The following is a 22,193-nucleotide window of genomic DNA, read 5'->3' on the forward strand; positions in this document are numbered from 1 at the left end:
CAGCCGCACCATGAGTGTGCCACCTATCGTTCTTCACCATTACAGCCTGCTTGCCATGACCAAAAAACCCACGCATCCGGTATTTTCCCAGCTATCCCAGCGCATCCTGATCCTGGATGGCGGCATGGGCACCATGATCCAGCGCCATGAGCTGCAAGAGGCTGATTACCGTGGCGAGCGGTTTGCCGACTGGGGCTGTGACGTCAAAGGCAACAACGACCTGCTGGTGTTGACCCGGCCAGACGTGATAGGTGGCATTCATCAGGCTTATCTGGATGCCGGCGCCGACATCATTGAAACCAACACTTTCAATGCCACGTCGATTGCCATGGCCGACTACCAGATGGAAAGCCTGGTGTGGGAGATCAACCACGCCGCGGCCAAGCTGGTGAAGGCGCTGTGTGTTGCACAAACCGCAAAGAATCCGGCCAAGCCGCGCTTCTGTGCCGGCGTGCTGGGCCCCACCAACCGCACCGCCAGCATCAGCCCGGACGTGAACGACCCGGGTTACCGCAATGTCAGCTTTGACGAACTGGTGAAGAGCTATACCGAGGCCATCGACGGCCTGGTGGCCGGCGGCGCGGATTTCCTGCTGGTGGAAACCATCTTCGACACGCTCAACGCCAAGGCGGCGGTGTTTGCCATCCACCAGTATTTTGACGATCACCCCGACAAGACCCGGCTGCCCATCATGGTGTCCGGCACCATTACCGACCAGTCCGGCCGCACGCTGACCGGTCAGACCACCGAAGCCTTCTACAACAGCCTGTCGCACGCCGATGCCATGTCCTTCGGCCTCAACTGTGCGCTGGGGCCGGACCTGCTGCGTCCCTATGTGGAGGAACTGTCGCGCGTATCGGCCACTTATGTGTCGGTGCACGCCAATGCCGGTCTGCCCAATGCCTTTGGCGGTTACGACCTGGAACCGGCGGCCATGGGCGAGTTCGTGCGCGAATGGGCCGAATCCGGGCTGATCAACATCGTCGGCGGTTGCTGTGGCACCACGCCGGAGCATATTGCCGCCATCGCCAATGCAGTGGACGGCATTGCGCCGCGTGCATTGCCACAGATTGAAGCCAAGTGCCGCCTGTCCGGTCTGGAGCCGTTCAACATTGGCGACCACGACCTGTTCGTCAATGTGGGTGAGCGTACCAACGTCACCGGCAGCCGCGCCTTTGCCAAGCTGATTCTGAACGGCGACTACGCCACCGCGCTGGATGTGGCGCGGCAGCAGGTGGAAAACGGTGCGCAAATCATCGACATCAATATGGACGAGGGCATGCTGGATGCGCTGGCGGCCATGGATCGCTTCCTCAAGCTGATCGCCGCCGAGCCGGACATCGCCCGCGTGCCCATCATGATCGACTCCTCCAAGTGGGAAGTGATCGAAGCCGGCCTCAAGTGCATTCAGGGCAAGGGCATCGTCAACTCCATTTCCATGAAGGAAGGGGTGGACAAGTTCAAGCAACAAGCCCGCTTGCTGCGCCGTTACGGCGCGGCGGTGATCGTGATGGCCTTTGACGACAAGGGCCAGGCCGACACTTACGCCCGCAAGGTGGAAATCTGCGAAAAGAGCTACCGCATCCTGGTGGATGAGGTGGGTTATCCGCCGGAAGACATCATCTTCGACCCCAATATCTTTGCCGTGGCCACCGGCATTGAAGAACACGCCCGTTACGGCCTGGACTTCATCGAAGCCACTGGCTGGATCAAGCAGAATCTGCCGCACGCCAAGATATCTGGCGGCGTGTCCAATGTGTCTTTCTCCTTCCGCGGCAACAACAAGGTGCGCGAGGCGATTCACGCCGTGTTCCTGTACCACGCCATCCAGCGCGGCATGACCATGGGCATCGTCAATGCCGGCGCGCTGGAAGTGTATGACGAAGTCGACAAGGAACTGCGCGAACGCATTGAAGACGTGGTGCTGATGCGCACGCCAAAAGATGGCGGCGATGCCACCGAGCACCTGATTGCGCTGGCCGAACGCTTCAAGGGTGAGGCAGCGGGCGAGAAAAAGGTCGAAGACCTGGCCTGGCGTGAATGGGCGGTGGAAAAACGGCTGGAACACGCGCTGGTCAAGGGCATCACCACTTATATCGTCGAAGACACCGAGGAAGTCCGCCTCAAGTGCGCGCGCCCCATTCATGTGATTGAAGGTCCGTTGATGGACGGCATGAACGTGGTGGGTGACCTGTTTGGTGCCGGCAAGATGTTTCTGCCGCAGGTGGTGAAGTCCGCCCGTGTGATGAAGGCCGCCGTGGCCCATCTGGAGCCCTTCATCGAGGAAGAAAAGATCCGCATGGGGCTGGCCGATGCGCCGGCCAAGGGCGTCATCATCATGGCCACGGTCAAGGGTGATGTGCACGATATCGGCAAGAACATCGTCGGCGTGGTGCTGCGCTGTAACAACTACAAGGTGATCGACCTGGGCGTGATGGTGCCGTGCCAGACCATCCTGGACGCCGCGCGCGAGCACAAGGCCGACATCATCGGCCTGTCGGGCCTGATTACCCCGTCGCTGGAAGAAATGAGTCATGTGGCCAAGGAAATGCAGCGTCAGGGTTTTGACATACCGCTGCTGATTGGCGGTGCCACCACCTCCAAGGTCCACACGGCGGTGAAGATTGCGCCGCACTACCAGCACCCGGTGGTGTATGTGCCGGATGCCAGCCGTGCGGTGGGCGTGTGCTCCAACCTGCTGTCCGATACCCTGCGCGATGGCTTTGTCGCCGAAGTGGCGGCCGAGTACCAGCGTGCCCGTGAAGGCCATGCCAACAAGGCCAGCCGCAAGGTGGTGAGCCTGGACGCAGCCCGCGCCAACAAACAGGCTACCGACTGGGCGGCCTACACCCCGCCCAAGCCGCAGTGGCTGGGCGTGCGTCGCTTCGAGAACTATCCGCTGGCGGAAATTGCCGCCTTCATCGACTGGACGCCTTTCTTCCAGAGCTGGGAGCTGGCTGGTCGCTTCCCGCGCATTCTGGATGACGAGATTGTCGGCGAGTCCGCCCGCAGCCTGTATGCCGATGCCCAGACCATGCTGGCGCAAATCATCAGCGAAAACTGGCTTGGCGCCAATGCGGTGATCGGCCTGTTCCCGGCGGCCACGGTGAATGATGACGATATCGACATCCGCAGTGTGGATGGCAGCAGCAGCCAGATGACCTGGGTGGGCCTGCGCCAGCAGCTGCCGAAAATGGACGGCAAGCCCAACTGGGCACTGGCGGACTACATCGCCCCGGCCGACAGCGGTGTGCAGGACTACATCGGTGCCTTTGCCGTCACTGCCGGCATCGGCATCGAGCCGCATGTCAAACGTTTTGAAGAGGCCAATGACGACTACTCCGCCATTCTGCTCAAGGCACTGGCCGACCGTTTGGCCGAAGCCTTTGCCGAACTGATGCACCAGCGCGTGCGGCGCGAGTTCTGGGGCTATGCTGCCGACGAAGCCTTGGATAACGAAGCCTTGATCGACGAGAAATACCGCGGCATCCGCCCGGCACCGGGCTACCCGGCCTGTCCGGACCATACGGTGAAAAAAGAGTTGTTTGTGTTGCTGGATGCCCCGGCCATCGGCATGACCCTGACCGAGGGCTATGCCATGCTGCCGACGGCTGCCGTGTCCGGCTTCTACTTCAGCCATCCGGAGTCGCGTTATTTCGGTGTGGGCAAGGTGGAGAAGGATCAGGTTACCAGCTATGCCCAGCGCCGCGGGGTGACGCTGGAACAGGCCGAGCGCGATCTGGCACCCAATCTGGGTTACGACGCCTGATTGTCTGCCCGCCAGCCGGAAGCCGCCTGCGGGCGGCTTTTTGCTGGCTACCCGGTTTGAATCGCTTGCTGCGGACGGGGGCTATGACTGTCTGGCAGGGCAAGCACAAAGCAGTTCTTGCCGGCCTGCTTGGCCTGGTACATGGCCTTGTCCGCCAGCCGCAGGGCGGTGCTCAGCCCTATCCGTCCATCCATGTATACGATGCCGATACTGATGGAGAGCCGGCGTTGCTGTACTTGGCAGGCGTTGACGTGCCGGATCAGCTCTTCCGCCACCGTGGTGACCTGTACCCGGTTGGTCTTGCGGGTGAACAGGCCGAACTCCTCGCCTCCCAGCCTTCCGCATAGGTCAATGTCGGGATGGCCATTCAGTTGCATTGCCACTTCCCGTAGTACCTGGTCTCCAGCCTCATGGCCATAGTCATCGTTGATGCTTTTGAAATCGTCGATATCCACCATCATGAAATAGCCCTGTTGCAAGGGATACCAGGCCTGCAGCTTTTCCAGCAGGCTGCGGCGGTTGTCGATGCCGGTCAGGGCATCCTGAAACGCCAGGACCTCCAGCTTGCGGCGTAGGACATAGCCGCGCAGGCGCAGGCGGCGGAACAGGATGTTGAGCATCAGGCCGGTGGCCATGCTGACCGCAATCAGCAGTGCCATCCATGAGCTTTGACCCCACAGATGCTGATCGGCCAGCGTACCTTGCAGCAGCATGGCCCAGATGCCGATGCTGGCCAGCAGGAAAGCACGGGTGCTGTGAAACACCGGTGCCATGGTCAGAATGATGCAGACGGCGACGGATGTTGCCCAGGGGCCGGGCTCGCTGATGAACAGAAAATTGAGGCGAAAAGCCAGGCTCAGGCCACCCAGGTTCAGTAGCATGCCCAGTAGCAGGGTACGGTGGTGACTGGCCTGCCAGGACAGCAGAATGCCCCCAAGCATGGCTGGTGTTGCCAGCAGCGTGCTGCCGCTTTCTATCTGCCGGTAGGGATGGCTGAGCAGCAGCGATGCCAGCCAGGCACAGACGCCAAGTATCTGCAGCGATACGGCGATGGGGCGTAGTTCCAGAAATGACTGATGCTGGAAATCGGTATCGCCAGCGCAAGGATGTTGCATGAAGCCTCCAGGCATGGTGTTGGCTCAATGGCGGCCTAACCGGATGACATCGCAGCATCGTGGCGGCTTGAATCAGGGCGGTCGACTGGACATAGGTGCAGGCATGCGCCGGTCCGGCGGGCAGGAAGCAGACCGTCACTTCTTGCCAGCCATTCCGCACGGCGCACAATGGCCGGACGTCTGTCGTGCATATGCCCTAGATCAAGAAAGCAGGCTGGTGCCGGGGCTAGCATGAAGTTGTAGTCAGGTGGCATGCAGCCGCCCAACCCACCCATCAGGAGAAGCCCATGTTTCCAGAGTTCCGCGAACTGATCAGCAAACTGAAAACCGAAGACGACCATTTCAGCCGTCTGTTCAACAAGCACAATGAACTGGACCAGACCATCAAGAATATCGAGGCCGGTATCGGAAACGGCAGCCAGTTTGATGTTGAAGTGCTGAAGAAGGAAAAGCTCAAGCTGAAGGACGAGCTGTATGTCATCCTGAAAAAGGCCGAAGCCTGATACCGTTCTGACCACAGATTCGGCAGCATAAAGAAAAACCCGCCAGCAGGCGGGTTTCTTGTTTGACGTGGTTGAGATGCGGCTGGTGCTCAGACCGGATCAAGCTCACCGGGGCGGATTGCCTCGTCGGTCTCCTCTCCCAGAAAACCGCCGCTCTGGTGTGCCCACAACCGGGCATACAGGCCACCCTTGGCCAGCAGGCTGGCATGATCGCCTTCTTCCACCACCCGTCCTTTGTCCAGCACGATCAGCCGGTCCATGGCGGCGATGGTGGACAGGCGGTGGGCGATGGCCACCACCGTCTTGCCCTCCATCAGCCGGTACAAGCTGCTCTGGATGGCGGCTTCCACTTCCGAGTCCAGCGCGCTGGTGGCTTCGTCCAGCAGCAGGATGGGCGCGTCCTTCAGCATCACCCGGGCAATAGCCACGCGCTGACGCTGGCCGCCGGACAGCTTGACGCCGCGTTCGCCCACATGGGCATCGTAGCCACGGCGACTCTTGGGGTCGGTCAATGCCTGGATGAAATCATGCGCCTCTGCCTGCGTGGCGGCATGGATCATGGCCTCGTCGCCGGCATCTGGCCTGCCGTACAGCAGGTTGTCGCGTACCGAGCGGTGCAAGAGTGAGGTGTCCTGCGTCACCATGCCGATCTGCGCGCGCAGGCTGTCCTGTGTCACCGCGGCAATATCCTGGCCATCGATCAGGATGCGGCCCTGCTCGATGTCGTAAAAACGCAGCATCAGGTTGACGATGGTGGACTTGCCGGCACCGCTGCGGCCGACCAGGCCGATTTTTTCGCCGGGGCGAATGGTGAGGTTCAGCCCATCGACAATGGTGCGTTCGCCACCATAGGAAAAGCTGACATTGTCGAAGCGTATCTCGCCGCGTGCCACCTGCAGCGCCCGGGCATCCGGCTGATCGACAATGGCGACAGGCCGCGACAGGGTGCTGATGCCGTCGTGCACGGTACCGATATTTTCGAACAGGCTGGACATTTCCCACATGATCCAGTGGGACACCCCATTGAGCCGCAAGGCCATGGCGGTTGCGGCGGCAACCGCACCGATACCGACCTGCCCCTGGGTCCACAACCACAGCGTGGCACCGGCGGTGCTGGCGATCAGCCCCATGCTGAGGATGTGGTTGGTGATTTCGAAGCCACTGACCAGGCGCATCTGGCTATAAGCGGTCTGCATGAATTCCTGCATCGCACTTTTGGTGAAGGCGGCCTCGCGCTGACCCTGGGCAAACAGCTTGACCGTGGCGATATTGGTATAGGCATCGGTTACGCGGCCAGTCATCAGCGAGCGTGCATCGGCCTGGCGGGCCGAGGCCTTGCCCAGCCGTGGCACGAAGAAAGCCAGGGTTGCCACATACAGCAGCAACCAGCCGATGAAGGGCAGCAGCAAGCTGCTATCGAAGCTGCCGACCACCGCCACCATGGTGATGAAGTAGATCACTACGAACACCAGGATGTCGGTGATGATCAGCACGGTGTCCCGCACTGCCAGCGCGGTCTGCATCACCTTGGCGGCCACGCGGCCAGCAAATTCATCCTGATAAAAGCTCATGCTTTGCCCCAGCAGGTGGCGGTGAAACTGCCAGCGCAGGCGCATGGGGAAATTGCCGAACAGGCTTTGGTATTTGAACATGGCCTGCAGGGCGATCAGCAGCGGGCTGGCCAGCAGAATGCCACCCAGCAACAGCAGGTGATGGCGCTCCTGGGTCCATAGTTGCGACGGTGCCACATGACTGAGCCAGTCGACAATGGAGCCGAGCATGGAGAACAACAGGGCTTCGAAGGCACCGATGAGGGAGGTCAGCAAGGTCATGCACAGGATGTAGGGGCGCATGCCGCTGGTGGCGGACCAGACAAAGGGCAGAAAGCCTTTGGGTGGCTGGACGGGAGGCGTATCCGGGTAGACGTCTACCCGCTTTTCAAACCAGGAAAACATAAAGATCGTCCTTGTCGGGACCCGTGGTCCGTTGAGGTTGTATGGGGGTATGACGATAGCTTGAAGCGAAGTAATCAGCAATGCTTTTTTTGCATGGCTGGACACAGGCCCACCGTCAGCGTTGCAGTCAGCTTGGTGCAGCTAACAAAACGCCTGCTGCGGCGTTGCGCCTCCTGGACGTACCTTTGTACTGTCTGTATCGGCGCGCCTTGCCCTTGGGATGCCACGCTATTTTGCTAGCTGCTTTTAGTGGGGTTTTGTTGCTGGCAGTTCCCGGTGGCGTAGCGATACCTTGCCCGGATGGTGGCCCGAACGGGTGCAGTTAAAAACAAAGCTGCCCGGCCGAGCGGGTCGGTCGGGCAGCCTGGTACCGCGGCAATCAGACGTGCAGTTGCACGATCTTGAGCGGATGCTGGCCATCCTGGCTGGGGAAGTCTTGTTCCGGGGTGATCCACTCCACCGCCTGAATGGGGCGGCCGGCTTTTTCAGCACTGCGCTTGAGCGCTTCCAGCCATGCTTCGCCATCCACCTGGGCCACATTATTGCAGCAGATCAGCACCCCGCCCGGCGCGGTGCACAGCAGGGCCGGCTTGAACAGGGCCTGGTAGTCGTTGATCAGGTCGACCACGCCAAACGGGCTCTTGGCGTAGCGTGGCGGGTCGAGGAAGACCACATCGAACTGGCGCGCTTCCAGCGTGGGGAAGGGGGGCATTTTCTTGCCACGCACCATCTTGGGCTGGCCGATGCCGGACAACTGGCGCAGGGCGGCAAAGGCATCGCTCTGCACGCAGCGCGGACGGGTGGTCAGGCTGTTGAGCTTGGCATTGGCACGGCCCACCGCCAGGCTGGATTCCGCAAAATCCACATTCATCACGAAGCTGGCACCGCCCTTGGCGGCCGCCAGGCCCACGCCGCAGGTATAGGCAAACAGGTTGAGCACGCTCTTGCCTTCGGCCAACTGCATCACGCGGCGGCGACCGGCGCGCAGGTCGAGGAACAGCCACGGGTCCTGGCCGCTGTGGCGGGCGCGGATGTGGTAGCGGATGCCCAGTTCGTGTGCCACGCGGTTTTCTTCGGCTACGGCCTGTTCGGCCAGACTCAGCGTGTTGCTGATGCGCGAGTTGGCATTGCTGCGGTCGTTGTAGACCAATTGCAGCTCGGGCAGGCTGGCGGCGTAGAACTGACGGATTTCTGCCAGCTCTTCATCGCTCAGCGGCTGATGGAAGCTCTGCACCAGCAGCAAATCGCCATAGCGGTCTATGGTCAGGCCGGATACCCCTTCCACACTGCCATGGAACAGGCGGTAGCTATTGGTATCTTCTGCCAGCAGGCGGCTGACTAGCTCGCTGCGGCGATCGGCGGCGGCTTGCAGCAGGGTGCTCAGGGTGTGGGACATGAGGGGCTTTCTTTCTGGAATGGGTGCAATTGTAAGCCCTGCGGCAGCAGGCCTCAAAATAAAGCCACTGGCGGTGTGCGGGTGTGACCCCGGCAGGGCAAGGCCCCGATTGTGTTAGCAATTTTTAAGCATGGAGTGTAGCACTCGCGTTTCAGCCGCCCTGCCGTTAGGCTTGAACTCTTTGTCATGGCCAGTACGGCCTTTTTTCTGCTTCCATGAACGACGCTTCTGCTTCTTTGCGGCATTGCCGCCCTTTCTGGCATTTCTGGTTGGCGCGGGTACTGCTGACTGCGGGTTTTCAAATTCTTACTGTCGCCATTGGCTGGCAGGTGTATGCGCTGACCGGCAGCGCCATGGATCTGGGGCTGGTGGGACTGTTGCAGTTTCTGCCGCGGGTGTTGCTGGTGCTGGTGACCGGCGCGGTATCCGACCGTTTCGACCGGCGTCGGGTGGTAGCTGTCAGCCTGGCGATCCAGGCCGTGGCGGCAACGGTGCTGCTGCTGGGTAATCTGGGCCTGGGCTGGCAGGTCAGCCGCGGACTGATTTTTGCGCTCTCCGTGGTAGTGGGCTGCTGCCGCGCCTTTGACATGCCGGCCATGCAATCGCTGCTGCCTAATATCGTGCCACCGCGCTTGCTGGGGCAGGCTATCGCCATGGCGGCTTCGGCCAATGAGGCGGCCACCATCATCGCCCCCGCACTGGGCGGCTTCCTGTATGCACTGGGTGCCGAGTTGACCTACGGGCTGTCTGCCGCCAGTTTCCTGGGCTGCCTGCTCCTGGTCAGCCTGCTGCCTTCCAGCCGGGTGCTGCCCACCGGCCAGCGCGTGTCGCTGGATTCCCTGCTGATGGGGGTGCGTTTCATCCGTAGCCGGCCCGATATCCTGGGGGCAATTTCGCTGGACCTGTTTGCCGTGCTGCTGGGTGGGGCCACCGCCCTGCTGCCGATTTTTGCCCGCGACATCCTGCATACCGGACCGTGGGGCCTGGGTCTGCTGCGCTCGGCACCGGCAGCCGGGGCTTTGCTGATGTCTGCCTGGCTGATGCGCCACCCCATCCGGCGGCGCTCTGGCCACATCATGTTTGCTGCGGTGGCGGTGTTTGGCATCGCCACCATCCTGTTCGGCCTGTCCAGCAGCTTCCCCTTGTCCTTGCTGGCACTGATGCTGTTGGGGTCGGCTGATGTCATCAGCGTGGTGATCCGCGGCACGCTGGTGCAGCTGGAAACACCGGACGACATGCGCGGGCGGGTTAATTCGGTGAACTCGTTGTTCATCGGTGCCTCCAACCAGCTTGGTGAATTCGAGTCCGGTGTGACAGCGGCCTGGCTGGGTGCGGTTCCGGCCGTGGTGCTGGGTGGTGCGGGAACCTTGCTGGTGGTGGTGCTGTGGATGCGCTGGTTTCCACAACTGGCACAGCGCGACCAGCTGGTACCCTGACGCGTGCCGCGCATGCTGGCATCATTCATGACTTTGGTATATTAATGTCGGCCTGATGCCTTATCCGCCCGACTCAGGAGAGTGCCATGCATGCTGTCAGCCCCAAGCTGACCGACTGGTTGTTGCAGCTGAACCAGCTTATCCGCCGTTTGCAGGAAAGCGGCTACAAACCTACCGCCATTGGTGCCCGCGAGGCCCTGGCCAATGTCACCCGCACGCTGGTAAGCCCCGGCCCGGACATTGCATGGGTGAATGATGAAATCGTCCATGGCCGCGATTACAGCGTGCCGGTGCGCATTTATCACCCGGCCCCGGATGAGGCGCGGCCCGTGCTGCTGTTCCTGCACGGTGGTGGCCATACCGCTGGCAGCGTCAGTGTGTACGACCCCATCAGCCGACGCTTGGCGGCGGCTACCGGCCATGTGGTGGTGGTGCCGGAATACCGGCTGGCGCCGGAGAACCCCTATCCGGCGGCATTGCATGATGTCTATGCGGTGGCGCGTGGTGTGTTTGCCGCACTGGATGCCCGCGGCCTGCCTTTTGTGCGGCAACTGGTATTGGCCGGTGACTCGGCTGGTGCTGCGCTGGCCGCTACGGTAAGCGCGCGGGCCCAGCATGACACGGCCTTGCAGATTGCCGCCCAGGTGCTGATTTACCCCAGTCTGGACTACAGCATGAGCCTGCCGTCGATTACCGAAAATGGTGAAGGCTATTTCCTTAACAGCGATCGCATTGCCTGGTATTTCGACAATTATTTCCAGCGTGGTGAAGACCGGCTGGCAGCATCCCCGCTGCAGATGGCCGTAACGCCGCGCATGCCGGCCACGCTGGTGGTGTCAGCCGGCTTCGACCCGCTACGGGACGAGGCGCTGCGCTATCTGGATAAACTGCAGACCGCCGGTGTGGTCTGCGAGCATCTGCATTTTGCCGATCTGGTACATGCCTTTCTCAATATGGAGCAGCTGGTAGCCGAGGAGTGTGCCCAGACTTACCGCCACATCGCCGGTTTTCTTGAACAGCAACGGGCTCGGGTAGCAGTGACCCAGCCTTGAGCCAGCAGATGCATGCCGATGGGACGGCATGCTGTGTGTTCAGGCTGGTTTTAGTTCGCGCAGCGTCAGCCACAGCCGGGTGTCGAACTCCAGTTGGTGATAGTGCGGCTCCATATGGCAGCACAGCTGGTAGAAGGCCTTGTCGTGGTTTTTTTCGCGCAAATGCGCCATCTCATGCACCACGATCATGCGCAAAAACGGCTCTGGCGCGTCACGGAACAGGCTGGCAATGCGGATTTCATGCTTGGCCTTGAGCTTGCCGCCTTGTACGCGGGAAACCTGGGTGTTGGTGCCCAGCGTGCCTTTTACCGGATGTTGCTGGCTGTCGAACAGCACCTTGGTGGGGGCGGGGGCATTTTTCAGATAGCGCTGCTTGAGTGCGCCGACATACTGATACAGCGCATTATCGTTCTGCACCTGATGTGAATCGGGGTAGCGGCTGGCCAGCCAGTCGCCCAGGCTGCCGTCGTCGAGACGGGCCTGGACCTGGGACAGCAGGCTTGGCGGATAGTGCAGCAGGTATTTGAGGGCAGACATGCCGCCAGTGTAGCAAAGCCCTGCCAGGTACGGGCTGCCGGATCAGACGGCTGTGTTGCCGCTGGCCAGCTGCGCCGGCTGCTTCCAGCGATAGCACAGCGCAACGGCCTTGCTGCCGTCCGGTGCCAGCACGTTTTCCCGGTCCACCATTTCACCACCCATGCGGTTATAAAAGCGGCGCGCGTCGCTATTGGCCTCGTAAACCCACAGGTGCATCGGCGTGCCGGTCTGCAGCCGGTCTGCCTGTGCTGCCGCCGCCTGCAGCAGGGTGCGGCCTACGCCACGGCCCTGCTGACCCGGCAGTACATGCAGATTGTCCAGCAACAGCCCGCGCTCACTTTCGCCATCGGGCAGCAGGCAGACAAACCCCACCGGCTCGCCCTCCCACAAGGCCAGCAATACCCACAGGTGATTGTCGTAATGAAAACGGCGTGTCCACATGGTGTGGCGCTCGGTGGGAGCAACGTGGTCCAGGTAGTCGTCGGAGAGGATGCGGCGGTAGCTGTGTTGCCAGCTTTCGGTGTGCAGCCGGGCAATCAGGCCGGCATCGTCAAAGGTGGCCGGGCGCAGGGTCAGCGAAGTCATGGAGCGTGTCAGAGGGGTGTGGATCTTGGAATTTTACGACAGACAGATGACATTAAGGTTCGGTTTACACACAAATTAACGTGGCTGGCGCAAGGTTTGCTGGCTGATGGGAGTGGACAGGATGATGGAGGTACGGGTTTCGCCCAGATGGTTTACACGTGCCACCAGCGCCTCCAGATGGGCCACATCGCGCGCCAGCAAGCGGAACAGGTAGGAATCCGCCCCGGTGACATGGTGGCATTCCATGACTTCCGGCATGGCCGACAAGATGTCCAGCAGCTTTTTCTTGTAGGGCTGGGCCACGGTAATACCTACCATGGCCGATAGGGTATAGCCGGCCTTTTGTGGTGCCAGCCGGGCGTGGTAACCCTGGATCACGCCGGATTCTTCCAGCCGCTTCACCCGCTCGGATACCGCCGGCACCGACATTTCAACGGCGCGGGCCAGCTCGGTTAGTGACAGCCGTGCATCCTGCTGCAGGCATTCAAGAATTTTCCAGGCCTTGCCATCAATTTCCATCGCTTGCGTCCTTTTCGGTAAAAAGCCGTTACTACCTTAATTTATCAGTTTCTACTGCGATCCTGCCTGAAAAATAGCATGTGTCTGCCACTGGCAAGCAGGCAGACTGATGTAATTGAAAGGAGAAATGCCATGACACTGTTTACCTTGTATGGCCAGGCGCTGATTGTGGGGCTGGCCATTGCCGCGCCGGTTGGGCCAATTGGCTTGCTGTGCATTGACCGGACGCTGCGCCATGGGCCGTGGGCCGGCCTGGCCACCGGGCTGGGGGCGGCCACTGCAGATGGCTTGTATGCCAGCCTTGGTGCGCTGGGCCTGACGGTGCTGATCCGGCAGCTGACCGCGCTGGCAGTGCCGCTGGCACTGGCGGGTGGTGGCTTTTTGCTGTGGCAGGGGCTGGCCATGTTGCGTGCACCACAGGGAGAGCCTGCCATGGCCAGTGCCAGGCCAGCTTCCGGCTTGGCGGCGGCGTATGGGTCGGCACTGGGGCTGACGCTGGGCAACCCCATGACTATCTTGTCCTTTGTCGCCATTTTTTCCGGTTTGACCGGACAGACCGTCAGCAGCGGTAACGAAGCCATGGTCATGGTGGCAGGCATCGTGTCGGGCTCGGCATTGTGGTGGTGTGTGTTGGCTTTTGGCATCGGGCAGCTGCTGCGGCGGGCGGGGGCTGGTGCGAGGCGATTGCTGGACCTTGGCTGCGGCCTGCTGCTGCTTGGCATGGGCGGCTGGATGTGGTGGCAGGCACTGCGGGGGTGAGTGGCAGACTGGTTCTGTCATTCGTGATGAAAGTGGATCTGTGATGGAGCCAAATGTGTGTTGATAATGGGCCACTTACTGAGTGGAGAAACTGCCATGTCTACCTTGCGTCTACCCTATGTCGAATTGTCGGCTCCGGCCCTGCAACACCTGCGTGCCATCAAGCAACAACTGGCGGAAAGCCCGCTGGGGCGTAATCTGGTGGAGCTGGTTTACCTGCGGGTTTCGCAAATCAATGGCTGTGCATTTTGCCTCGACATGCACAGCCGGGCGCTGCGCAGCGGTGGCGAAACCCCGACGCGGCTGGACACCCTGGCCGGCTGGCGGCTAAGCCCGCACTTCAGTGCGCGGGAGAGGGCCGCCCTGGCCTGGGCCGAGTCGGTCACGCTGATTGCCACCACGCAGGCCGATGACGCGGCCTATACCCCGTTGCTGGAGCACTTCAATGCCCAGGAAATCTGCGACCTGACCATGGCTATTGCCAGCATGAATGCACTGAACCGGCTGGCCATTGCCATGCGCCAGTAGCGGCGGTGTGTGTTGCCTGGATCTGCCCTTGATCAATTGTGTTGATGGAGTATTGCGATGAGCCTGTATTGCCCATCTGCTTTTCGTGCCGAGGCTGAGTATGCCGCACGCGTGATGGCGGATAATCCGCTGGCCACCCTGATGACCCCGGCCGGAGACGAACCGTGGATCAGCCATGTGGTGTTGTTGCCCGACCCGCACCACCCTGATTGCCTGTTGGGGCATCTGGCACGCGCCAATCCGCATGCCGAAGTGTTGTTTGCACAAGACAGCGTGGCGGTGTTTGCCGGTGTGCATGGCTATGTGTCGCCGCGCTGGTATGTGTCGGATGGCATGGTGCCTACCTGGAATTACCGCGTGGCACATGCGCATGGCCGGGCAGAGCCGGTGGAGGGCGCGCAGCTGGGTGCGCTGTTACAGCAGCTGGCCAGTCATTTTGAAGGCCCGGATGGCTGGAGTACCGATGCCATGCCGCCAGCGGCGATGACCGCCATGCAGCGCGGGATTGTGGGCTTTCGCTTGCGGGTGAGCCGCTGGGATGTAAAGGCCAAGCTGAGCCAGAACCGACTGCCGCAAGACCGGCTGGGCGTAATCAGCATGCTGGAAGAGGGCGACGCGGCAGCACGCCAGCTGGCCGCCGCCATGCCCAGGCCCTGAGCGTTTACCGTTTTAGTGGGGCACTTTCAGGGCTTCCACTTCCACCAGCACATTGCGGCTTTCATCAGCCAGCCACAGCTGGCCGTCCTGTATGGTGGCGGTCAGTTGCATGCCGCGCTGGCACAGCGAGGCCAGTTCGGCCTGGGTGGCGGTGCTGATGCGGTAGACACTCAGTTTGTCCAGCTTGGATAGCTTGTTTTCAATCTGCGGCCACCACACCTCGCTGGAGCGGCCACCGTAGGTGTACAGCACCACCTTGTCGGCCCGGCTGCAGGCTTTCTTCAGGCGTTTTTCGTCGGGTTCGCCCAGTTCGATCCACAACTCGATTTCCTCGCTGTAATTCTTTTGCCACAGCTCGGCTTCGTCATCGGCGCTCAGGCCACGGGTGAAGCTGAGGGTTTCGCTGGCATTGAGTACAAAGGCAACCAGACGCACCATCAGACGTTCTACTGTTTCCGAAGGATGTTGTGCCAGGGTCAGGTTGTGGCTGGCATAGTAGCCGCGGTCCATGTCGGAAATCGACAGGCCTGCTTTGTAAATGGTGGCGGTAAGGGCCATGGGTGGTTTCCGGTTTTTGATGTTTGCTGAAGTAGTGCCAAGGCAGGTGCCGGCAGGTCAAGACGGGGTGTCTGGGCTTATTGTTCTGGCTGGCTGATGCACAGCAGGCTTTCGCCTTTCCAGTTGATGCTGGCTTCTTTGCCGCGGATGGTGAATTCGACGTTCTGACCGGCATAGCGTGCGCCGCCGGTAACCAGTTCCTGCTGGTGCAGGATGGCCTGGCTTTTGCCGCGTATCAGGCGGGCGGTGGCGGGCTTGGTGCGGTAAAAGGTGGCCAGCACGTCGTTGTTGCCGCCACCGCCACACAGGTAATGCAGCGGTGTCAGCGACGGGGCCAGCTCCCAGCTGGCCTGCAGTTCGGTAATGCGCAGGATGTAGGTATCCCCCAGGCACATGTGGGGGTTTTCATTCTTCATGCAGTCCTTCAGGTTACGCGCCCAGTGGCGCTGCTCCTGCTGCAGTTTGCTCATGCTCAGGGCCCCGGCCGAGGTTTGCCGGGCCTTGTCCATGGACTGGGTGTACACCTTGTCCAGTCGATTGCCCAAGCGGATCAGCCCCTCATCCTGACACAGCATGATTTCCATGGCATTCGCCGGCTTGTTGCAGTCAAAGTCGGTGGCCTGCACGGTGGGAATGGGTGGCTGAACCGGGGGGACAGCCTGGCGCATGCCGCTGGTATTACCACCTCTTGCCTTGTCCTGCCCGGTACCAAGCGAATGCGAACCGTTCAGGGCGTGAGCCAGATCGGGTGCAAGCAGCAGTAAGATGACTGCAATGGGTACGGAGCGGATTTTGAGCATGCATTATTGTGCCACGTGCAGCCCCGTCCTGCTGCATCAATCCGCAGGATGATTTCCCAGCATGGGCAATTGTCTGTAAACTCGCCGGCTTTCGCGTCTTGCCAATCGGCGCACAATGCAGGCCTCATCCCGCGGCCATCCGCATTCAATTCAATTGTTTACCGTCAGCCTAGATTGGTGTCGCTTACTGCGATCAGGCAGTCGCAGGAGTGCAGTATGTCCGATTTGACCTTTGCGGATCTTGGCCTTGCCCAGGATCTGTTGCGTGCTGTAGCTGATACCGGCTATACCGTTCCCACCCCTATCCAGGCGCAAGCCATTCCCCAGGTATTGCAAGGGGGCGATCTGCTGGCCGCCGCCCAGACCGGTACCGGCAAGACCGCCGGCTTTACCTTGCCGCTGCTGCAGTTGCTGATGGGCAAACCGTCGCGTCAGGCGGGCAAACCGCGTGCGCTGGTGCTTACCCCTACGCGTGAACTGGCCGCTCAGGTGGAGGAATCGGTGCGTGAGTACGGCAAATACCTGCCGCTCAAATCCATGGTGATGTTTGGTGGTGTCGGCATCAATCCGCAGATTGCCGCCCTGCGCAAGCCGGTGGACATTCTGGTGGCCACCCCGGGCCGTCTGCTCGACCATGTCAGCCAGCGCACGCTGGATTTGTCTGTAGTGGAAATCCTGGTGCTGGACGAGGCCGACCGCATGCTGGACATGGGCTTCATCCACGATATCCGCAAGGTGCTGGCCCTGCTGCCGGCCAAGCGGCAGAACCTGCTGTTCTCTGCCACTTTTTCTGACGAAATCAAGACGCTGGCCGACAAGCTGCTGGATCAACCCAAGCTGGTGGAAGTGGCGCGCCGCAATACCACCAACGAGCTGGTGGATCAGCGTGTGCATCTGGTGGATCGCGACAAGAAAACCGATCTGCTGATCAAGCTGATCCGCGATCACAACTGGTATCAGGTGCTGGTGTTCACCCGCACCAAGCACGGTGCCAACCGTCTGGCAGAAAAGCTGGACAAGATCGGCATCCCGGCTGCGGCCATTCATGGCAACAAGAGCCAGAATGCCCGTACCCGCGCGCTGGCCGACTTCAAGAACTCCACCCTGCAAGTGCTGGTGGCCACCGATATCGCCGCCCGTGGCCTGGATATCGACCAGCTGCCGCACGTGGTCAACTTCGAACTGCCGAATGTGCCGGAAGACTATGTACACCGTATTGGCCGTACCGGCCGTGCCGGCAGCCCGGGTGAAGCGGTATCGCTGGTATGCGTGGATGAGTTCAGCTTTCTGCGCGAGATCGAGAAGCTGACCAAGCAATCCATTGCCCGCTTTACCGTGCCAGGTTTTGAGGCTGATCTGAACGTGAAGCCGGAGCCGATTCCCATGGGCGGCAACAGTGGTCGCGGTGGTCGCGGTCAAGGTGGCGCTGGCCGTCAAGGCCAGGGCGCGCGCCAGAGCCAGGGTGCCGGCAAGCCGCGCCACGAGCAGCAAGCCAAGCCCACCGGCCATGGCCATCGCAGTCCGGCTGGCAATCCCCCGCGTAACAAATCGGCGGCACCGCGTCAGCAAGCTGCCGCCCAGCCACAGGGCACCCGTCAGCCGCAAGCGGCCAAGCCGGCCAGCGGCCAGCAACAGCAGCGTCGCAGCCAGCCGGCACGTCAGGTGTCGGCATTGTTGTCTCCCACCAAGCGCTGATCCGGCGCTCGCCGGCAAGTCTTCAGGTGAACAGACTTGCTGCTGCCCGCCGGGGCCCGTATGCTCAAGCATGCGCGTCCCGGCAATGATTCACATTTACAATACAACGTCATCAGGCCCGGACCGTAGCGGGGAAGTCTGGCGCAACTGCGCCAGTGGCTAACGATTCGTGATACGGAGCAGGGCATGAGGCATTGGCTTGTGAACCATGCCGGCCAGACATGGCCGTGGTTCATCGGGTGTGCATGTTTGCACGCCATGCTGCTGGCCTGGGCAATGCCTGTCCACGCACAGCGCTCTCCCCCCTTGCAGGATGGGCAGATGGCCATTGTTCTTGGCTCGGATGACTGGCCGCCTTATATCGGTGCCGGGCTGCCGGATTACGGCATCCTGTCGCGGGTGGTGACGGCTGCGTTTGCCCGCGGCAAGGTCACGGTCAGCTATCGCTTTTTGCCGAATAACCGCAGCCTGCAATCCGCCCGCAACGGCATGGTGGATGGCAGCCTGGGCTGGGCACCCAGCACGGACCGTCAGCAAGACCTGCTGTACAGCCAGCCGGTGATGTCGGCCCGCATGGTGTTTTTCCAGCGCAAGGCCCATGCGGTGCACTGGACTCAACTGTCTGATCTGGCCGGACTGCGTATTGGCGTCACCATTGGCAATTATTATTCCGACGAATTCGACCGGCTGTCACGGCAGGGCATCCTGCATACTGATGGCGTTGGCGATGATCTGAGCAATTTCCGCAAGCTGCTGGCGCGGCGCATTGATTTGTTCCCCATTGAGGAGGAAGTCGGCCAGTTTTTGCTGTCCCGTAATTTCTCACCCCGCGAAACCCGTCAGCTGGAGCGCACCCAGCCCTTCTGGATGGCCCCCATGCACGTGGTGATCTGGCGCAGGCATCCGCGTGGTGCCGAGCTGATTGCCCGTTTCAACCGCGGACTGCTGGCCTTGCAGCGCAGCGGCGACTTTGACCGCATGGTGCGGGAAACGCGCCAGGCCTGTCTGCGCAGCAGCACTCAGGTGCCGGACAGAGGCGAGTAATGGGCGATCATCGCTTCGGCCTCCTGTAGCAGCCTGGCCGACAGCTCGCCATCGGTAACCGCACGTGACAGCAGCAAGGCCCCCACCATCAGGCTGAGCTGAACCGCTGGCGTGAATGGACTGGTCGCTACGCTGCCATCCTGCACGGCTGCCTGGCCCAGGGTATCCAGCTGTTGTTGCAGGCCTGCGGTAAAAGCCTGCCGCGCCGGCGCGGTATGCCGGCTCAGCTCCCCGGCCAGGGCGGCGGCAACACAGCCGGTATCGGGAAAGTCACGGTGCTGGATGCTTAGGTAATGTTGGGCGACGGCCAGGCGCTGCTGACCGGTTTCGGCCTGCTGTATCTGATGCTGCCATTGCTGGCTGGTGTGTTCCATTGCCTGGCGGCAGGCTTGGGCGACCAGATCTTCCTTATCCTTGAAGTGCCAGTAAAAACCGCCATGTGTTAGGCCAAGATCGGCCATCAGGTTGGCAATGCCTACGGCGGCAATGCCTTCGGAGCGGAATCGCATGGTGGCCATGTCCAGAATGCGCTGGCGGATGGCGGTTTTGTGTTGTTTGTCATAGCGCATGCTGGCTTCCTGATTGATTCACTTAATTTTATATTATGGATATCATATAAATAATTGCTAAATGAATCAGCAAGATAGCGCAGATGATTTGACATGTTCCAAGGGTCAGGTGGGCTTGTATTGTGAGCGGCTGGTTTCTATTCCTTAGTTTCAGCAGCCCATTTCATGATCAGGAGCGAGCAGATGGTGCTCAAACAGCGGGATTTCCGCCATATCGTAGAACATGCCAACGATGCCATCGTGGTGACTGAAGTGCTGCCGCATACTGAGCCCGGACCAAGGATTGTCTACGTCAACCATGCCTTCTGCCGGCTGTGTGGCTATGACAGGGCGGAAATCCTGGGTCGAAGCCCACGTTTTCTGCAAGGCCCGCAAACCGACCGGAGCGTGCTGCAGACTATTCGTATCGCAATGGAAGAGGCCAGACCCATCCGTTTGCAGCTGCTCAATTATCACAAGTCAGGGCGCGCCTACTGGGTTGAGTTAAGCATCATGCCCTTGCTGGATGATGCCGGCAGCGCCAGCCACTTTGTCGCCATCGAGCGGGATGTGACCCAGTGGCATAGCCTGCATGAGGCGCTGTATCTGCTGGCGGTTACGGATGAACTCACCGGCCTGTTCAACCGGCGCATGTTTGTTGATGTCGGCAACAAATTCCTGAATCTGGCCCGACGACATGGCACGTCCCTGTGCGTGGTGATGCTGGATCTGGACCATTTCAAGCTGGTTAATGACTGCTATGGTCACCAGACGGGAGACCAGTTGCTGCAGCTTGTCGGGAAGGTGCTGGAGAAGGGAATACGCGACAGCGATGTTGCCGGCCGGCTGGGTGGCGAGGAGTTTGGCATCTTGCTGCCGGATACGGCACAGCAAGATGCCTTGCTGGTGGTGCGACGCATACAGACGCTGTTGCATAGCGAGTGCCGCCAGACCAATCTCCCCGCCGGGGCGTGGGTAACGGTCAGCATCGGCCTGAGCATGCTTGGCACCGCCGATTCCCGGCTGGACAGTATCCTGCAGCGCGCCGACCAGGCCTTGTATACGGCCAAGGAGCGGGGCCGCAACCGCATAGAAATCAGCAGCTGACTTGCCATGGTGGTGGATACACGTTGCAATGCAGCCATGTCGTCAACTGCATATCCGGCCAGACCGCTGGTCATCTACCATTCCCGATCGCAGCAGCGCATTACCCGCATGCCGGTGGTGCAAGCCTTGCTGGTTGCCGTTATCGAAGGCAGCAAGATCATCCATACCACAGCCGGCGAGCTGGTTTGCCCTGCCGGGCAGTGGTTGCTGCTGCCGGCCGGCCAAGAGCTGACGCTGACCAATCAACCGGATGCCCATACCGGACAGTACCTGGCACTGGCGCTGGCGCAAGATGCCAGCTGGCTGCAGCGTTTTCACAGCCTGTATGGTCATCTGCTGCATGAGGCCGCGCCAGGCCTGCCGGTGCTACAGCCGGGCAGCGCCAGCCAGCAAGCCATGCAGCACTTGCTGGCAGTACAGGAAGGCTGCGATGGCCCGGTAGACATGGCATTGGCAGAACATGCCTGGCAGGGGCTGATGCTGGCCCTGCTGCAGCAAGGCCAGGGCCGCAGCATACTGGTATTGCCAGCGCATGATACCCGTCAGCAATTGCAATCCCTGTTCAGTTTTGATCCGGCACATCGCTGGACGCCGGCCGGCGTGGCGCAACGGCTGGCCATGAGCGAGGCCACATTGCGTCGCCGGCTGGCGGCGGAGTCGGTCACGTTCAGCGGTTTGCTGACGGAAATCCGCTTGGCGCATGCACTGGCGCTGGTCATGACGGGGCATCAATCCATGCTGGAAGTAGCACTGGCCGCGGGATATCAGTCTCCCTCCCGTTTTGCCGCCGCATTTCGCCGGCGTTTTGGCCTGACGCCCAGTGCCTTGCGTGCCACTCGTGGCAGTGTGAGCGGCATGGGCGACAAACTGCGCGCAGCAGGCGCGCCGGGATGACTGCGCTTGCCTAGAATGGGTTTCGGCAGCAGGAGATGAATTCCTGCACGGAGCAATGGTTTAGCGGAGGAAAATCATGCGCGATTATGTGTGGACCGGCCTTGTGCTGGTGGCCTTGTGCAGTGCTGCACAGGCTTTCGAGCTGGACAGCCCGGATATCAAGGCCGGGGGAAACCTGTCGCGGTTGCAGGAATACCAGGGTTTTGGCTGCAGTGGTGGCAATACCTCGCCAGCATTGCGCTGGCGGGATATTCCTGCGGGAACCCGCAGCCTGGCGGTCACCGTCTATGACCCGGATGCACCCACGGGCAGTGGTTGGTGGCACTGGGTAGTGTTCAATTTGCCGGTAGCAAGCAGAGGATTGCCGGCCGGAGCGGGCAGTGCCGATGGCCATCTGCTGCCTGCCGGTGCGGTACAGAGCCGCACTGATTATGGCCAGGCAGGCTTTGGTGGTGCGTGCCCGCCGCAAGGCGACAAGCCGCATCGCTATGTTTTTACAGTGCATGCGCTCAAGGTGGAAAAGCTTGATCTGCCGGCGGATGCAATGCCGGCACTGGTTGGATTCATGTTGCATGCCAATAGTCTGGGACAGGCCAGCTTCACGGCTCGTTATGGACGGCATTGAGGCCGGGCCTGAAGTAAGGTGCGGTACGTAGCGCTTCTGCTTGCGGTGGCGATGCGTCACCAGCCACTTTCCGGTCTTGGGATGTGGGCCGCATGAAGCTGCTTTGCCGCG

Annotated in this window: 21 protein-coding genes; 12 read left to right on the top strand and 9 right to left on the bottom strand. The window is 61.0% G+C overall.

Annotation, left to right across the window (positions count from 1 at the left end; translation table 11 throughout):
- Positions 1-55: 55 nt before the first annotated feature.
- Entirely contained in the window at positions 56-3,769 is a 3,714-nt protein-coding gene (metH, locus tag GSR16_RS20750) for a methionine synthase (RefSeq protein ID WP_159880642.1), read from the top strand.
- Between the two features lie 47 nt (positions 3,770-3,816).
- On the opposite strand, the gene GSR16_RS20755 is transcribed toward metH, so the two are convergent.
- Positions 3,817-4,884, bottom strand: a complete 1,068-nt coding sequence (locus tag GSR16_RS20755; protein ID WP_159880643.1) for a GGDEF domain-containing protein — start codon at positions 4,882-4,884, stop codon at positions 3,817-3,819.
- A 287-nt stretch (positions 4,885-5,171) separates the two neighbouring features.
- Between GSR16_RS20755 and GSR16_RS20760 the strand changes: the two genes are divergently transcribed.
- On the top strand, positions 5,172-5,387 hold the full coding sequence (locus tag GSR16_RS20760; RefSeq protein ID WP_159880644.1) for an HP1242/YdcH family protein: 216 nt from the start codon (positions 5,172-5,174) through the stop codon (positions 5,385-5,387).
- An 89-nt stretch (positions 5,388-5,476) separates the two neighbouring features.
- On the opposite strand, the gene GSR16_RS20765 is transcribed toward GSR16_RS20760, so the two are convergent.
- The gene (locus GSR16_RS20765; RefSeq protein ID WP_159880645.1) at positions 5,477-7,342 is read right to left on the bottom strand and encodes an ABC transporter ATP-binding protein; all 1,866 of its coding nucleotides are present in this window, start codon (positions 7,340-7,342) and stop codon (positions 5,477-5,479) included.
- 379 nt (positions 7,343-7,721) lie between these two features.
- Positions 7,722-8,738, bottom strand: a complete 1,017-nt coding sequence (locus GSR16_RS20770) for a class I SAM-dependent rRNA methyltransferase (RefSeq protein ID WP_159880646.1) — start codon at positions 8,736-8,738, stop codon at positions 7,722-7,724.
- Between the two features lie 215 nt (positions 8,739-8,953).
- Here GSR16_RS20770 and GSR16_RS20775 point away from each other — a divergent pair, with 215 nt between their 5' ends.
- Both GSR16_RS20775 and GSR16_RS20780 read left to right on the top strand, forming a co-directional pair.
- Entirely contained in the window at positions 8,954-10,174 is a 1,221-nt protein-coding gene (locus tag GSR16_RS20775; protein ID WP_159880647.1) for an MFS transporter, read from the top strand.
- An 86-nt stretch (positions 10,175-10,260) separates the two neighbouring features.
- Positions 10,261-11,226: an alpha/beta hydrolase gene (locus tag GSR16_RS20780; RefSeq protein WP_159880648.1), complete on the top strand. Its 966-nt coding sequence runs from the start codon at positions 10,261-10,263 to the stop codon at positions 11,224-11,226.
- A gap of 39 nt (positions 11,227-11,265) precedes the next feature.
- On the opposite strand, the gene GSR16_RS20785 is transcribed toward GSR16_RS20780, so the two are convergent.
- The 3 genes from GSR16_RS20785 to GSR16_RS20795 form a co-directional block, all read right to left on the bottom strand.
- A complete protein-coding gene (locus tag GSR16_RS20785; protein ID WP_159880649.1) occupies positions 11,266-11,763 on the bottom strand; it encodes a M48 metallopeptidase family protein in 498 nt (165 codons plus the stop codon).
- 42 nt (positions 11,764-11,805) lie between these two features.
- Positions 11,806-12,348: a GNAT family N-acetyltransferase gene (locus tag GSR16_RS20790; protein WP_159880650.1), complete on the bottom strand. Its 543-nt coding sequence runs from the start codon at positions 12,346-12,348 to the stop codon at positions 11,806-11,808.
- Positions 12,349-12,423: 75 nt separating this feature from the next.
- Complete coding sequence (locus GSR16_RS20795) at positions 12,424-12,867, bottom strand: Lrp/AsnC family transcriptional regulator (RefSeq protein WP_159880651.1); 444 nt, start codon at positions 12,865-12,867, stop codon at positions 12,424-12,426.
- Positions 12,868-12,999: 132 nt separating this feature from the next.
- Between GSR16_RS20795 and GSR16_RS20800 the strand changes: the two genes are divergently transcribed.
- The 3 genes from GSR16_RS20800 (at position 13,000) to GSR16_RS20810 (ending at position 14,811) form a co-directional block, all read left to right on the top strand.
- On the top strand, positions 13,000-13,626 hold the full coding sequence (locus tag GSR16_RS20800) for a LysE/ArgO family amino acid transporter (protein WP_159880652.1): 627 nt from the start codon (positions 13,000-13,002) through the stop codon (positions 13,624-13,626).
- Between the two features lie 96 nt (positions 13,627-13,722).
- Positions 13,723-14,154 (top strand): carboxymuconolactone decarboxylase family protein, encoded by a 432-nt coding sequence (locus GSR16_RS20805; RefSeq protein WP_159880653.1) that lies wholly within the window; start codon positions 13,723-13,725, stop codon positions 14,152-14,154.
- A gap of 57 nt (positions 14,155-14,211) precedes the next feature.
- Complete coding sequence (locus tag GSR16_RS20810) at positions 14,212-14,811, top strand: FMN-binding negative transcriptional regulator (protein ID WP_159880654.1); 600 nt, start codon at positions 14,212-14,214, stop codon at positions 14,809-14,811.
- Positions 14,812-14,823: 12 nt separating this feature from the next.
- Here GSR16_RS20810 and GSR16_RS20815 read toward each other — a convergent pair whose 3' ends face one another.
- Together GSR16_RS20815 and GSR16_RS20820 are read right to left on the bottom strand one after the other, a co-directional pair.
- On the bottom strand, positions 14,824-15,369 hold the full coding sequence (locus tag GSR16_RS20815; protein ID WP_159880655.1) for a YaeQ family protein: 546 nt from the start codon (positions 15,367-15,369) through the stop codon (positions 14,824-14,826).
- A gap of 77 nt (positions 15,370-15,446) precedes the next feature.
- Positions 15,447-16,169, bottom strand: coding sequence for an MliC family protein (locus tag GSR16_RS20820; RefSeq protein ID WP_159880656.1), 723 nt, complete (start codon positions 16,167-16,169; stop codon positions 15,447-15,449).
- Between the two features lie 216 nt (positions 16,170-16,385).
- On the opposite strand from GSR16_RS20820, the gene GSR16_RS20825 reads away from it, so the two are divergent.
- Together GSR16_RS20825 and GSR16_RS20830 are read left to right on the top strand one after the other, a co-directional pair.
- On the top strand, positions 16,386-17,864 hold the full coding sequence (locus GSR16_RS20825; RefSeq protein ID WP_205677471.1) for a DEAD/DEAH box helicase: 1,479 nt from the start codon (positions 16,386-16,388) through the stop codon (positions 17,862-17,864).
- Between the two features lie 321 nt (positions 17,865-18,185).
- Entirely contained in the window at positions 18,186-18,908 is a 723-nt protein-coding gene (locus GSR16_RS20830; protein ID WP_159880657.1) for a substrate-binding periplasmic protein, read from the top strand.
- On the opposite strand, the gene GSR16_RS20835 is transcribed toward GSR16_RS20830, so the two are convergent.
- Positions 18,884-19,477, bottom strand: coding sequence for a TetR/AcrR family transcriptional regulator (locus GSR16_RS20835; RefSeq protein ID WP_159880658.1), 594 nt, complete (start codon positions 19,475-19,477; stop codon positions 18,884-18,886). The genes GSR16_RS20830 and GSR16_RS20835 overlap by 25 nt on opposite strands.
- Before the next feature lie 165 nt (positions 19,478-19,642).
- Between GSR16_RS20835 and GSR16_RS20840 the strand changes: the two genes are divergently transcribed.
- The 3 genes from GSR16_RS20840 (at position 19,643) to GSR16_RS20850 (ending at position 22,082) form a co-directional block, all read left to right on the top strand.
- Positions 19,643-20,563: a sensor domain-containing diguanylate cyclase gene (locus GSR16_RS20840; protein WP_159880659.1), complete on the top strand. Its 921-nt coding sequence runs from the start codon at positions 19,643-19,645 to the stop codon at positions 20,561-20,563.
- Positions 20,564-20,599: 36 nt separating this feature from the next.
- The gene (locus GSR16_RS20845) at positions 20,600-21,457 is read left to right on the top strand and encodes a helix-turn-helix domain-containing protein (RefSeq protein WP_159880660.1); all 858 of its coding nucleotides are present in this window, start codon (positions 20,600-20,602) and stop codon (positions 21,455-21,457) included.
- Between the two features lie 76 nt (positions 21,458-21,533).
- Positions 21,534-22,082, top strand: a complete 549-nt coding sequence (locus GSR16_RS20850; protein WP_159880661.1) for a YbhB/YbcL family Raf kinase inhibitor-like protein — start codon at positions 21,534-21,536, stop codon at positions 22,080-22,082.
- Positions 22,083-22,193: the final 111 nt, after the last annotated feature.

The sequence above is a fragment of the Aquitalea denitrificans genome, assembly GCF_009856625.1.
In the GTDB taxonomy this organism is placed as follows: domain Bacteria; phylum Pseudomonadota; class Gammaproteobacteria; order Burkholderiales; family Chromobacteriaceae; genus Aquitalea; species Aquitalea denitrificans.